The organism is Aeromonas simiae (genome assembly GCF_014892695.1).
Taxonomy (GTDB): Bacteria; Pseudomonadota; Gammaproteobacteria; order Enterobacterales; family Aeromonadaceae; genus Aeromonas; species Aeromonas simiae.
The window spans coordinates 3627214-3641118 of the sequence record NZ_CP040449.1 but is presented as its reverse complement, the minus strand read 5'-3'; the positions used below and the strand labels follow the sequence as shown (position 1 = coordinate 3641118).

Below are 13905 nucleotides of genomic sequence, written 5' to 3'. Positions count from 1 at the left end.
AAGAGGGCCGACGCCGTGGCCAAGTCCGGCCAGATCAATGAGGCGTATCGCTCTTCAACCTCACTTGCCGCACCGCAGGGTCGCCACTTATGCCCAGATGAACTTCTTTATTGAGGTGCAGCCAGGTTCGAGCCTGCCGGGAACAGAGCATGAATCTGCATATTGGGCCGCAGCGGTGAAATATCACCGACCAGTGGTGTGACAACCCGTCGGCACTATTTCAGGCCGAGGCGCTGGGCCATGCGGTGCAAGTTGGCTGGGTCGAGCCGCAGCCGGCGGGCGGTGGCGGCCCAGTTGCCCCGTTCTGCCTCCAGTGTCTGGCGGATCAGCTCGCGCTGGAACTGCTCGGTTGCCTCCTTGAGCCCTTGTTGTGGCAGTCGCACGGGGTCAGGGCCGGCCAACGGCGCTGCCGGTTGGTCACCGAGTGCCAGATGGGCAGGGCGGATCACCGCTGTGCTGCCCCCCTGCTCGGCGCGTGCCAACACGGCGGCGCGGTGGATGGCGTGCTCCAGCTCGCGCACGTTGCCCGGCCATGGGTGGGCGGCGAGGCGTTGCAGGGTGGCCGGTTGCAGCGAAAGCGACTCCAACCCTAAGGTGGCGCGGCAGCGCTCGGCAAAATAGCCAGCCAGCAGGGGAATGTCCTCGCTACGCTCGCGCAAGGCGGGTGCATGTAACGGGAAGACGCTCAGGCGGTGGTAGAGATCGGCGCGAAAACGCCCAGCGATCACCTCCTGCCGGAGATCCCGGTTAGTGGCGGCGAGAATGCGCACGTCCACCTTGAGCTGGGTATCGTCCCCGATGCGTTGCAGATCTCCATACTGCAACACCCGCAGCAATTTGGCTTGCAACGGTAGCGAAAGCTCACCTATCTCGTCGAGAAACAGGGTGCCCTTGTCGGCCAGCTCAAACTTGCCCGCCCTATGGTGCACGGCGCCGGTAAAGGCCCCCTTTACGTGGCCGAACAACTCACTCTCGGCCACTGAGTCGGGCAGGGCGGCGCAGTTGAGGTAGATAAGCGGCTGCTTGGCGCGCGCCGAGCCTCGGTGGATGGCGCGGGCGATCAGCTCCTTGCCGACCCCGGTTTCACCGAGGATCAGCACGTTGAGATCGGAGGCGGCCACCACGGCGATCTCCTGCTTGAGCTGTGCCATGACCGGCGCCTCACCGATCATCTCGTCGCTCTCCCCTTCATCGGCCGCATCCTCCACCCTGGCAAGCGGGGTTGGATGCTGGCGTGCCAACTGCTCCATCAGTAGGGCGTTGGTGAGCGCGGCGGCGGCCAGCGCGCCGATGAGGCGCAGCTCCTTGTCCTTGATATCGTCGAACTGGTGCGGGTTGAGACCATCAATGGTGAGGGCGCCGATCAGGGTGTGGTTGCTCAGTAGCGGTAGACCCACACAGGCATGCACCTTGAGGGCATCATGGCCGGGGATCAGACCGTCATAAGGGTCGGGTAACGTGCTGTCGGTGGGGAAACGCACCACGTCGCCGGCACGGGCGATAGCCTCGAGGCGCGGGTGTTCAGTGACCCGGAAGCGGCGGCCAAGCACATCGCGGGAGAGGCCGTCGATGGCCAGCGGGACGAAGGTGCCGTTCTCATAGCGCAACAGCGCCGAGGCATCGGAGGCAAGCAGCTGGCGCACGCTGTGGATGAGACGCTGGAAGCGATCCCGGTGGGAGATGCCGTGTTGCAAGTCGAGGGCGATGCGGACGAGGGTATCGGTCGAGAGCATAATGGTCGTTATGACAATGTGATTGTGATATTGACCATAGCTAGGGATGGTTTAAATGACAATGCATTAAAATTAATTTGTTTAAAAACATGTAATTAAGTTATGGCACGAGACTTGCCCTTTCTCCTTCAGAGCGCACGATTCATTTTCGAAGGAGAGCAAGATGTCTATTTTGGTCAAAAACAACATTCACTGGGTTGGCCAACGTGATTGGGAGGTGCGCGATTTTCACGGCACCGAGTACAAGACCACCAAGGGGACCAGCTATAACAGCTACCTGATCCGCGAGGAGAAGACGGTACTTATCGACACGGTCGATCACAAATTCAGCCGTGACTTCGTGCTGAATCTGGCGGCCGAGATCGATCTCGCCTGCATCGACTATGTGGTGATCAACCATGCCGAGGAGGATCACGCTGGCGCCCTTTCCGAGCTGATGGCGCGCATTCCCGGTACCCCCATCTACTGCACTCACAATGCCATCGACTCCATCACTGGCCACCATCACCACCCGGAGTGGAACTTCCATCCGGTCAAGACCGGCGACAGTCTGGATCTCGGTAACGGTAAGCAATTGGTGTTTATCGAGACCCCCATGCTGCATTGGCCCGATAGCATGATGACCTACATGACGGGGGATGCGGTGCTGTTCTCCAACGACGCCTTTGGCCAGCACTATTGCGATGAGCACCTGTTCAATGACGAGGTGGATCAGACCGAGCTGATGGAGCAGTGCCTGCGTTACTACGCCAATATCCTCACCCCGTTCAGTCCGCTGGTGACCGCCAAGATCAAGGAAGTGCTCGGTTTCAACCTGCCGGTCGACATGATTGCCACCTCCCACGGCATCGTCTGGCGTGATGACCCGGCCCAGATCATCCGCCAGTACCTGGCTTGGGCCGACAGCTATCAGGAGGATCGCATCACCCTGTTCTATGACTCCATGTCCAACAACACCCGCATGATGGCGGACGCTATCGCTCAGGGGATCACCGAGGTTGACCCCGGTGTGGCGGTGAAGATCTATAACGTGGCGCGCCACGACAAGAACGAGATCTTGGCTCAGGTGTTCCGCTCCAAGGGGGTGCTGGTGGGCTCCTCCACCATGAACAATGTCATGATGCCCAAGGTGGCGGGCATGCTCGAAGAGATCACCGGCCTGCGTTTTCGTGGCAAGCGAGCCTCGGCGTTTGGCAGCTATGGCTGGACTGGCGGCGCGGTGGATCGGATCCAGACCCGGCTGATGGACGCGGGATTTGATATCAGCCTCTCTCTCAAGACCAAGTGGCGGCCGGATGGCTCGGCGCTGGCCGAGTGCCGCGAACATGGCCGCCAACTGGCGCGTCAGTGGGCGTTGCACCCGCTGGAGGCGCCCCGCCCGATCACCACAACTCAGGTGACGCCCGTTTCTGCGATGCCCGCTGCCGTGACGGCGGCGCCGCAAGCCGCCCCGGCGGCTGAATGGGACGACGATCAGGCCATGCTCTGTACCGTGTGCCAGTGGGTCTATGACCCGGCCCAGGGGGAGCCGGATCAGGGGGTGATACCGGGCACCCCTTGGGCGCAGGTGCCTGACAGCTTCCTCTGCCCCGGCTGTGGCATCGGCAAGGAGGTCTTCGAGCCGTGCGGCAAGGCCGAGGAGGCAGCATGAGCGCCGGTATCGTCATCGTCGGGGGTGGCTTTGCTGCCCAGCAACTGGTGCGTACCCTGCGTAAACGTGACGGGGCGGTGCCGATCCGCTTGGTCACCGCCGACAGCGGGGACGAGTACAACAAGCCGGATCTCAGCCATGTCGTGAGCCGGGCCAGCAGTAGTGCCGCCATGGTGCGCCTGCGTGGCAGCGAGTTTGCCGAGCAGCAGCGCATCGTGTTGCAGCCGCACTGCCGGGTGGAGGCCATCGATCGGGAGCGCGCCTGCCTGCGTACCCCCCAAGGGGAGATCCCCTACGGGCAACTGGTGCTGGCGACCGGTGCACGGGCACTACGTCCGGATATGCCCGGCAGCGAGCTGATGGTCACCCTCAACAGCCTGGCCGAGTATGCTGCCGTCGAGACGCGGTTGGCGCGGGCCCGCAGGGTGATGGTGCTGGGAGCGGGGTTGATCGGCTGTGAACTGGCGATGGATCTCGCCAGTGCGGGGCGGGAGGTGACCTTGGTCGATCTTGCCCCGAGTCTGCTGCCCTCACTGCTGCCGGCCCCACTGGCCCAGCCACTGCAACAGGCGCTGTTGGACGTCGGGGTCACACTGCGGCTAGGGCAGGGGATCGCCAGGCTCGATGCCCATGATGAAGGGGTGTTGGCCACCCTGACCGGGGGAGAGAGGAGCGAGCAGGATCTGGCGATCGCGGCTATCGGCCTGCGCCCGAACATCGAGCTGGCGGCGGCTGCCGGGCTGGAGGTGGGGCGTGGCATTCGGGTCGATGCCCTGCTGCGTACCAGCGATCCGCGCATCTTCGCCCTGGGGGACGGGGCGCAGTGGCAGGATCAGTGCCTGCCCTTCCTGCAACCCATAGTGCTGGGGGCCAACGCCCTGACGGGCACCCTGCTCGGCCACCCCACTGCGCTGGCGCTGCCGCCCATGCTGGTCAAGGTCAAGACCCCCGGTTATCCGTTACAGTTGGCCGGTCGAACCTTGGGCGAGGATCTGCGCTGGCAGATCGAATGGGACTGTCGTGGTTTGCAGGCGCGTGCCGAAGATGGCGCGGGTCAGGTGTGTGGCTTCGTGGTCGGCGGCGATCGCATGAGTGCCGCCTTCCCCCTGCTGCGCGAGCTGCCGCGCTGATCTGTTTCATCATCCATCGGCCGGGTGAGCCCGGCCCATCGAAGGAGAATGTCCATGTCCATGTCACTCATCCCCGCCCACTGGGTCGTTCGTCGCTCCACCCCCTTTTTCACTCGTGACAACGTGCCGGCAGCCCTGCTGACCCACCACAATACGGCGGCCGGTGTATTCGGCCAGCTCTGCGTGATGGAGGGGACGGTCACCTACTACGGCTTTGCCGACGAGCAGGCCGAGCAACCCGAACGGGTGCTCACCATCCGCGCTGGCGAGTTTGCCACCAGTCCACCTCAGTACTGGCACCGGGTTGAGCTATCGGAAGATGCCCGTTTCAACATCCATTTCTGGGCCGAGCAGGCCGAGTCGGATCAGCCGCTTTTTCACAGCCGCACGGCCTGAGAGGGGATCATGGCCAGTTTTGCTGAACCCGAGCGCCTGAGCCTGGTCTTTGACTCGGCTGAGCGCGAGCAGTGGCAGCGCAGCAGCGCCATCCTGGCACGCATGGCGCTCCCTCCCGATGCCGTGGTGGCCGATCTGGGGGCCGGCACCGGTTACTTCACCCAGCTGCTGCTCGAACAACTGCCGAAAGGTCGGGTGCATGCCATCGATAGCGAGCCGGCGATGGTGGACTATCTCGGCCGCCGCTTCGCCGGTGAGGGGCGGGTCAGCGTGCACCAGAGCCAGCCTGATGATCCCTGTCTGCCCGCCGGGGTTAGCCAGTTGCTGGTGGCCAATGTCTATCGCTTTATCGCCGCGCGCGGGCCGTTTCTGGCCCAGTTGCACCGGCAGATGGCCGTCGACTGCCGCGGTTTGCTGGTGGATCTCCACTCGCCCCAGGCGGCCGTCTCGGCAGAGCAGGCCGCCGCCGAGGTGACGGCGGCGGGATTCGTGGTCGACGAGCTGGAGTGCCGCACCTGTCCACACCACTATCTGCTGGCTTTTCACCGGCCATGAGCGGGCCAGATCAAAATAGTCGCCTGAAATGTCAGTTATGCTGCCGGCACGCTGTGAACGGGTGAGGAGGCGACGTGACCGGGATTGAGGCGCTGACGGTGGCGGCCGGGGTGAGTGCCCTGTGGTGGGGATTGCTGCGCCAGCGCGGCTGGGGGGGCCGCGTCGCCGCCCTGCTGGTGATGGCGGCTTGGGCTGTGGCGGCCGATGTGTGGCTGTGGGGCGCGCTGGCGTGGGTGACGCTGGTCGGCTGGGGGTGGCGCCGATGGCACCCGCATACGGGCTCGCCACGGGGGCAAGCTGGGCGGCTGCGCGAGGGGATGCGGCAACTGTTGCTGCTCTCTTGGACGCTGGTGGCGGCCCAGTACCTGCTCTATGTCTGGCAGCTTGGCCGTGGTGAGACGCCGCTGCTGGCGCGCCCTGATATCGTCGATGCCTTCTTGCCGATTGCCGGCGGCCTTGGATTGCGGGCGTGGGGAGCGCTGGGTCTCACCGATCCGCATCACCCCGCCGCGACCGTCACCCTGCTGGTCATCTCCCTGTCGGCCCTGCTGCTTGGGCGCAGTTTCTGCGGCTGGGCCTGCCCGCTCGGGCTCATCGGTGAGTGGCTGCACCGGCTACGCAGCCGCTGGCTGCCGGGGGAGTGGACGCCACCGCGCTGGCTCGACATGCTGCTGCGCGCCCAGAAGTGGCTGGTGCTGGGGTTCTTGCTCTTCATTATCTTGCTGGCGGTGCCGACGGCGGCGCTGCCCGGTTATCTTGCCAGCTCCTATCATCAGGCGGCCGACATGAAGATGGGCGCCTTCTTCTTCACCCTGACGCCACTGGCGGCCGGGTGCCTGGGTTGGGTGCTGCTGCTCACCGTGACCTTCCGTCAGGGATTCTGCCGCTATCTGTGCCCCTATGGCGCCTGGCTTGGCCTGCTCGCTGTGGTGGCGCCCCTGCGCATCCGTCGTGATAAGTCGCGCTGCCTGCGCAGCCAGGGTCATGACTGTGACAAGTGCAGCCGGGCCTGCCCGGCCCGTATCGAGGTACATCAGGTCATCGCGGTGCGCAGCCTGGAGTGCAGCGACTGTCGCCGCTGCATGGCGGCCTGCCCGAGCCGGGCCAATGCGCTGCACCTGGGGAGTGCCCGCCGGCGTCTGGGCGCCCCACTGCAACTGGCGCTGCTCTGCCTGTTCCTGTTTTTGCTGCCGCTGCTGGCCGATGGCCTGCTCGATCTCTGGGTCAGCCAGACCCCGCTTGCGGTGCGCCGGCACCTGCTGGCGCTGTTGCCTTACCTCTCCCATTGAGGCAAACGGGGTGAGCGAGGCATTTGCCCGCAGCGAAGGAGCAGGGTAAAGTCCCCCGACCCGGCCTAGCCGGGGGGATGGTCGGGCTGTACAGGTCGGGTTGTCCTGTCGTGTGCTGAACTGGTGCCTGCCCTGGCGCCGGCATGCCGACGGCAAGCGGGCCGCAGCCAGGGTGCTGGCGGCCCCCGGACGGACGGGCAGGGGCCCGCCGCTCCGCTTTCGAATCATCCGTCGTGGGGAAACGTTATGGAACACAAACCATCCTTGGTGGGCGGGGCATGCATCATTGCCGGCGTCTGTGTGGGAGCCGGCATGCTGGGGTTGCCGAGCGCGGGCGCGGGGGCATGGACTCTCTGGTCCATGTTCGCGGTGACGCTGACCATGGTGGTGATGACGGTATCGGGCTGGATGCTGCTCGAATCCTACAAGGGTTATCCGCTTCGCGTCTCATTTGATACGGTCACCCGCGATCTGCTGGGCAAGAGGGTCAATGCCCTCAACAACCTGAGCGTCTATTTCGTCGGCGGCATCCTGCTCTATGCCTATATCACCTCGTCGGGGCTCATCATCCAGGAGATGCTGGGGCTGGAGAGCCACTGGGGCTCGGTGCTGTTTACCCTGTTCTTCTCCGTCGTGGTGTGGCACTCCACCCGGGCGGTCGACCGCATCTCGGTGCTGTTGGTGATCCTGATGGGGCTGAGCTTTGCGTTCGGCATCTCGGGCATGTCGATGAACGTTCGCCTCGATCTGCTGCTCGATCGGATCGGCAGCGAGACCCACTACGCCCCTTATGCCCTCGGCATGTTGCCGGTGGCGCTCACCTCGTTCGGCTATCACCACTCGGTCTCTTCGATGCGGGCCTACTACGGCGAGGAGCGCCGCGCCAGCCGCGCCATTTTGGGGGGCACCGCCATCGCGCTCACCTTCTACCTGATTTGGCTGGCCAGCGTGTTCGGCAACCTGCCGCGCAGCGAGTTCGGCCCGGTGATCGAGCAAGGGGGCAATGTCGATGCCCTGCTCAAGGCGCTTGGCTCGGTGATCGAGTCCAAGGCGGTGGCAAGCGCCCTCAACGCCTTCTCCATGGCAGCCATCCTCTCCTCCTTTATCGGGGTCGGGCTCGGGGTATTCGACTATCTGGCCGATCTGTTCCAGTTCGATAACAGCCGAGGTGGCCGCGCCAAGTCGTGGGCCGTCACCTTCCTGCCGCCGTTGCTGCTCTCGCTGTTGTTCCCGTTTGGCTTCTTGGTGGCCATCGGCTATGCCGGCGCCGTCGCCACCCTGTGGACCTGCATCATCCCGCCGCTGCTGGCGTGGAAGGTGCGCCGCATGGGGAACAAGGAGGGGTTCCGTGCCCCCGGCGGGCTCCTCATGATAGTGCTGGTGATCGCCTTCGGCGTGCTGACCGCCGCCTTCCACCTGCTCAACATGGTCGATCTGCTGCCGGTCTATAAGGGCTGAACGCTGATAAGCTGATACAAAACGGCGCCTCGGGGCGCCGTTTTTGTTTAGGGAAAACAAATTGTCTGGGATGGCACACTATTCTATTACGTTGTTTAATTTACCCTCGTTAAGGCGACCTAATACCCTATATGTAATTTTTACATCATTCGTTATTACGTGGGGATGGGGGTGCCAGCAGTATGGCTGACTAGAAAGGATATTTTGGCTATGTGATTGGAGGGGAAACCCTAAAGTAACGTGTGTCATAGGGTTAATGATCACTAATGGCAATATGACTAATCTGGCGTGTCTTGCCGGGCTCATTGAGATCACTATTTTTGTCACGGAATGCTATGTGTATGTAAGATATTTCATCATTGCAAGTTAAAAATATAATATATCAATGGAGTCGATTGATATTGATAGTTAACTCTATTATATTTCTGCCAGATTTAATCTATAGGTGGATAAAATGAAAGTCAGTATCTCTGCGGTATTAATTACGGCCCTTCTTGGTTCCGGTGCGGTTCAAGCCTCTACCACCAACTGGTATGTTGGTGGAAAGGCCGGCTGGTCAAAGTTCCATAATGTCGATATGGAGCCGGCATTCAAGTATGGTGGTGATGAGGCGGACTCTGATGATGTTAGCTTTGGTGCCTTTATGGGTTATCAATTCCATAAAAATGTGGCAGTAGAGCTTGGCTATGATTGGCTAGGACAATACAAGAAAGAGAGCGTCTGGTCTGAAAGCAAGGTGAGTGCTCAGATGTTGCAAGCTACAGTTCGTCTGTCTGCCCCAATGAATTCAGAAGTGGATGTCTATACCCGTCTTGGCGGTGCGATGACCTGGACTGAACACAAGCTCTCTTCTATTGTCGGTTCGGCATCTCATGATGAAAATAAGGCTGCATTTGTAGGGGCCTTGGGGATGCAATACGCAATTGATAATAACTGGTCTGCTCGTATTGAATATCAATATGTCACCAAGCTGGGTGATTCTGATGTTGAAAACGGTGGTGTGTCCATGAGTAACAGCACGGTATCCATGGGGATGCTCTACCGCTTCTGAGCTTTTTAGTTCATCAGCATTGCTATCACATCTTGATAAGATAAAAACGGCGCCTTAGTGGCGCCGTTTTTATATCGGTAAACCCGAGTTTGATGTGTGTTGGCCGGGGTGATGATCCTGAACGCAGAGAAAGGCACGCTGTACACAGTGACCGAGCGCATGTAATCAGAAATATCGGCGAGGTTGTGATTCGGTGGGGGCTCGGCTTTGTTTTATGGTGGTTGTAATCGTTGGGCTTCGTAAAATCAGCCCAACCTACCACAGCCTGTATATCGGCGTAGGTTGGCGCTGAGCCTTGCGAAGCCCAACATACGAGATTCAATATCTCTCCAAGACTTTATATTGGCGTTGTTTCCCAAATCGATGCAGCTTGAATGGAACTAACAGAGGACTTGGTGATCTGATCACCACCATCCTCTTCAAGTCTGCATTATGGGCAAGTCGCTTCACCCCATCACCAATTGGCCTAAATACAACAAGTCTTTGATTAACCGAGGTTCACTCACCTTCTGGGTTGATGCCGAAGTCATGAACAACTGGCTCTACCACGACCATCATGGGCGGCGGGGCCGCAGCCAGCTTTACACTGACCAGACCATCTGTACCTTCCTGATGCTCAAGGGAATTTTCAACCTCACTCTGCGGGCTACTCAGGGACTATTCGACTCCCTGTTCGAGTTGATGAATGTGCCGTTGTGCGCACCGGACTATAGCTGTGTCAGCAAGCGGGCCCGCACGGTGACCGTGACCTATCGGCAGCCCAGCAAGGGGCGCATCACCGACCTGGTTATCGACTCGACTGGCCTGAAGGTGTTTGGCGAAGGCGAGTGGAAGGTTAGAAAACATGGCGCTGAGAAGCGGCGAGTGTGGCGCAAGTTGCATCTGGCGGTAGACCCGGTGAGCCACGATATCGTGGCGGCGGAAGTCTCGCTGGAAAATGTCCATGATGCTGAGGTGTTGCCCACCTTGCTTAACCCTCTGCGGCGTAAGCTGGGGCGTGTTTATGCAGATGGCGCCTATGACAGCAAGGCCAGCCATCAGCTTATCTCGCGCAAAGGGGCGATAGCCTGTATCCCGCCTCGCAAGAGTGCGGGGCTCTGGAAAAAGGGGCATCCAAGAAATGAGGCTGTGCTGGTGATGCGCAAGGAAGGGTTGGCGCACTGGAAGAAGATATCGGGGTATCACCGTCGCTCGCTGGCAGAGACGGCGATGTACCGGTTCAAACAGTTGCTGACGGGGAAAATCAGTCTGCGTAACTACAACGGTCAAGTGGGAGAGGTCATGGCCTACGTGTGTGCGATGAACAAACTGAATACCCTTGGCCTACCTGTCAGAAAGCCCCGAGTGTAGCGCTCACCCTGGGCTGGGAACGTCATGACTTGCTGGCTGATTTGGGAAACAACGCCCTTTATATTTAACAAGCTCAGTTGAAGAACCGTTACATTCTTAGTTGGCAATAAAAAACGGCGCCTTTCGGCGCCATTTTTAATATCACTTACCCAACCTAGATCACTGCAACAGGGAGATATCCGCCACTTGCAGGAACAGGTTGCGCAGGTTGTTGAGCAGCGCCAGACGGTTGGCCTTGAGGGCTTCGTCGTCGGCCATCACCATCACCTCTTCGAAGAAGGTGTCGACCGGCTCGCGCAGGGCGGCCAGACGGGTGAGGGCGGTCTGATAGTCACCGGCGGCAAACAGGGGGGCCAGTTCGCCTTGCAGTTCGGCCACCTGGGTGGCCAGCGCCTTCTCGGCGGCATCGACCAGCAGCTCCGGCTTGACGGTAGTCGGCAGCTCGCCTTCGACCTTAGCCAGGATGTTGCTCACGCGCTTGTTGGCGGCAGCCAGTGCCAGAGCGGCATCCAGGGTGCGGAAGTGGCTGACGGCCTTGACGCGGCGATCGAAGTCGAGCGGACGGGTCGGGCGACGGGCCAGTACGGCCAGCACCACGTCGGCGCCGATCCCTTCGTCCTGATAGGCGGCACGGAAGCGCCCCAGCATGAAGTCGACCACGTCGCTGACGACGGTCTTGTTGGTGAGCTTGTCACCGTAGACGCTGACGGCCTCTTCGACCAGCTCCACCAGATCCAAGTCCAGTTGCTTCTCGGTCATGATGCGCAGGGCACCGATGGCGGCGCGGCGCAGGGCGAACGGGTCCTTGTCACCCTTGGGCAGCATGCCGATGCCGAAGATGCCGGCCAGGGTGTCGAACTTGTCGGCCAGCGCTACGGCGCAGGAGACCAGGCCGGACGGCAGGGCATCGCCGGCAAAGCGCGGCATGTACTGCTCGTTGAGGGCCAGAGCCACTGCCTCGGCTTCACCGTCGTGGCGGGCGTAGTGCATCCCCATGACACCTTGGGTGTCGGTGAACTCGCTCACCATGTTGGTCAGCAGGTCGCACTTGGAGAGCAGGCCGGCGCGCTGGGCCTGGGCCACGTCGGCGCCAATCTTGGCGGCGATAAAGCCGGCCATGGCTTCGATGCGGGCGGCCTTGGCTCGCACGGTGCCGAGCTGCTGCTGGAACAAGACAGTCTCGAGGCGCGGCAGGTGGTCGGCCAGCTTCTGCTTGAGGTCGGTCTTGAAGAAGAACTCGGCGTCGGAGAGACGGGGGCGCACCACCTTCTCGTTACCGGCGATGATCTGGCTCGGATCTTTCGACTCGATGTTGGTGACGAAGATGAACTTGGGCAGCAGCTTGCCGCTCTTGTCATAGACCGGGAAGTACTTCTGGTCACCCTTCATGGTGTGCACCAGTGCCTCGGCCGGCACGGCCAGGAACTTCTCTTCGAAGTTGGCGGTCAGCACCACAGGCCACTCGACCAGGGCAGTGACCTCTTCCAGCAGGTCGTCGTCCAGATCGGCCACGCCACCGCAGGCGGCGGCAGCGGCTTCGACGTCCGCCTTGATCTTGGCCTTACGCGCCATGAAGTCGGCCATCACCATGCCCTTCTCCAGCAGGATTTGCGGATACTGGCTGGCGTTGTCGATGGTGAACTCGCTCTCACCCATGAAGCGGTGGCCGCGCAGGGTGCGGGCGGAGTCGATGCCCAGGATGTGGGCCGGCACCAGATCCCCATCCAGCAGCAGGGTCACGGTGAACACCGGACGCACGAACTGGATGGTCTTGTCGCCCCAGCGCATCATCTTGGGGATGGGCAGCTTGGCAAGCGCTTGGCTAACCAGTTCGCCCAGCAACTCTTTCGCCGGACGACCTTCGATCTGGGCGGTGTGCACCAGCCACTCACCCTTGTCGGTGACCAGACGCTCGGCCTGATCGACCGTGATGCCGTTACCACGGGCCCAGCCTTCGGCGGCCTTGGTCGGCTTGCCGTCGGCATCGAACGCCTGCGCCACGGCCGGGCCGCGCTTCTCGACGCTCTTGCTTGGCTGATCGCTGGCCAGCTCGCTCACCTTCAGCGCCAGACGGCGCGGGGAGGCAAACCACTCGACTCCGGCGAAGGCCAGATCGGCCTTGGTCAGCTCGCTCTTGAAGTTGTCTGCAAAGGCTTCAGCCAGGGAGCGCAGGGCCTTGGGGGGCAGTTCGGCGGTGCCGATCTCTACCAGAAAAGTATGTTGTGCCATGTCCGTTCCTTAACCTTGCTTGTTCTCTGCGCGCTGACACATGGGAAAGCCCAGCGCTTCGCGGGAGGCGTAATAGGCCTCGGCCACCGCCTTGGTCAGGGTGCGAATGCGCAGGATGTAGCGCTGACGCTCGGTGACTGAGATGGCCTTGCGGGCATCCAGCAGGTTGAAGGAGTGAGCGGCCTTGAGGATGCGCTCATAGGCCGGCAGCGGCAGCGGTTTTTCCAGTGCCAGCAGGGACTGGGCTTCCTTCTCGTACTGCTCGAAGCAGTGGAACAGGAACTCCACGTCGGCGTGTTCGAAGTTGTAGGTGGACTGCTCCACTTCGTTCTGGTGGAACACGTCGCCATAAGTGGTCTTGCCGAGCGGGCCGTCAGACCAGACCAGGTCGTAGACGCTGTCGACGCCCTGGATGTACATGGCCAGACGCTCGAGGCCATAGGTGATCTCGCCGGTGACCGGCTTGCACTCGAGGCCGCCCACCTGCTGGAAGTAGGTGAACTGGGTCACTTCCATGCCGTTGAGCCACACTTCCCAACCCAGACCCCAGGCACCCAGCGTCGGGTTTTCCCAGTTGTCTTCCACGAAGCGGATGTCGTGGATCTCGGGGTCGAGCCCCAGCTCTTTCAGGGAGCCGAGATAGAGTTCCTGAATGTTGTCGGGGGAGGGCTTGATGATCACCTGGAACTGGTAGTAGTGCTGCAGGCGGTTCGGGTTCTCACCGTAGCGGCCGTCAGTCGGACGGCGGGACGGTTGTACGTAGGCGCAGGCGATGGGCTCGGGGCCCAGGGCGCGCAGGCAGGTCATGGGGTGGGAGGTACCGGCACCCACTTCCATATCCAGCGGCTGAATGATGGTACAGCCCTGGCGGGACCAATAGTCCTGCAGCTGCAGGATCAGGCCCTGAAAGGTTTTGACATCGAATTTTTGCATAATTTTTTTCGCGCGAAATGAAATCAGAGCAAGATTTGCTGAATGTGAACCGAAGGAGTATACCGCCTGGCATGGTCGGATAATAGGCGAAATTACAGGGGATTAGTGTGATGACGCTGCGCCGGGCCTG

Annotated in this window: 11 protein-coding genes; 8 read left to right on the top strand and 3 right to left on the bottom strand. The window is 61.3% G+C overall.

Features of this window, described 5'->3' with window-relative positions:
* Positions 1-215: 215 nt before the first annotated feature.
* Complete coding sequence (norR, locus tag FE240_RS17350; RefSeq protein ID WP_193002736.1) at positions 216-1733, bottom strand: nitric oxide reductase transcriptional regulator NorR; 1518 nt, start codon at positions 1731-1733, stop codon at positions 216-218.
* A gap of 163 nt (positions 1734-1896) precedes the next feature.
* Between norR and norV the strand changes: the two genes are divergently transcribed.
* The 8 genes from norV to FE240_RS17310 all read left to right on the top strand — a co-directional run bounded on the left by norV (position 1897) and on the right by FE240_RS17310 (position 10613).
* On the top strand, positions 1897-3384 hold the full coding sequence (norV, locus tag FE240_RS17345; protein ID WP_193002734.1) for an anaerobic nitric oxide reductase flavorubredoxin: 1488 nt from the start codon (positions 1897-1899) through the stop codon (positions 3382-3384).
* A complete protein-coding gene (norW, locus tag FE240_RS17340; RefSeq protein ID WP_193002732.1) occupies positions 3381-4514 on the top strand; it encodes an NADH:flavorubredoxin reductase NorW in 1134 nt (377 codons plus the stop codon). The genes norV and norW overlap by 4 nt, the downstream gene beginning before the upstream one ends.
* Positions 4515-4568: 54 nt before the next feature.
* Positions 4569-4910 (top strand): DUF1971 domain-containing protein, encoded by a 342-nt coding sequence (locus FE240_RS17335; protein ID WP_042044903.1) that lies wholly within the window; start codon positions 4569-4571, stop codon positions 4908-4910.
* A 9-nt stretch (positions 4911-4919) separates the two neighbouring features.
* Positions 4920-5465, top strand: coding sequence for a class I SAM-dependent methyltransferase (locus FE240_RS17330; protein ID WP_193002730.1), 546 nt, complete (start codon positions 4920-4922; stop codon positions 5463-5465).
* A gap of 74 nt (positions 5466-5539) precedes the next feature.
* Positions 5540-6754 carry a 4Fe-4S binding protein gene (locus FE240_RS17325; RefSeq protein WP_193002728.1) on the top strand — a complete coding sequence of 405 codons (1215 nt, stop codon included), beginning with the start codon at positions 5540-5542 and terminating at the stop codon, positions 6752-6754.
* A gap of 246 nt (positions 6755-7000) precedes the next feature.
* Entirely contained in the window at positions 7001-8212 is a 1212-nt protein-coding gene (locus FE240_RS17320; RefSeq protein ID WP_193002726.1) for an aromatic amino acid transporter, read from the top strand.
* Between the two features lie 454 nt (positions 8213-8666).
* Entirely contained in the window at positions 8667-9263 is a 597-nt protein-coding gene (locus FE240_RS17315; RefSeq protein ID WP_193002724.1) for an outer membrane beta-barrel protein, read from the top strand.
* A 432-nt stretch (positions 9264-9695) separates the two neighbouring features.
* Complete coding sequence (locus tag FE240_RS17310) at positions 9696-10613, top strand: IS5 family transposase (protein ID WP_193000518.1); 918 nt, start codon at positions 9696-9698, stop codon at positions 10611-10613.
* Positions 10614-10772: 159 nt separating this feature from the next.
* Here FE240_RS17310 and glyS read toward each other — a convergent pair whose 3' ends face one another.
* On the bottom strand, positions 10773-12842 hold the full coding sequence (gene glyS, locus FE240_RS17305; RefSeq protein ID WP_193002722.1) for a glycine--tRNA ligase subunit beta: 2070 nt from the start codon (positions 12840-12842) through the stop codon (positions 10773-10775).
* A gap of 9 nt (positions 12843-12851) precedes the next feature.
* Entirely contained in the window at positions 12852-13775 is a 924-nt protein-coding gene (gene glyQ, locus FE240_RS17300) for a glycine--tRNA ligase subunit alpha (RefSeq protein ID WP_042044895.1), read from the bottom strand.
* Between the last annotated feature and the right edge of the window lie 130 nt (positions 13776-13905).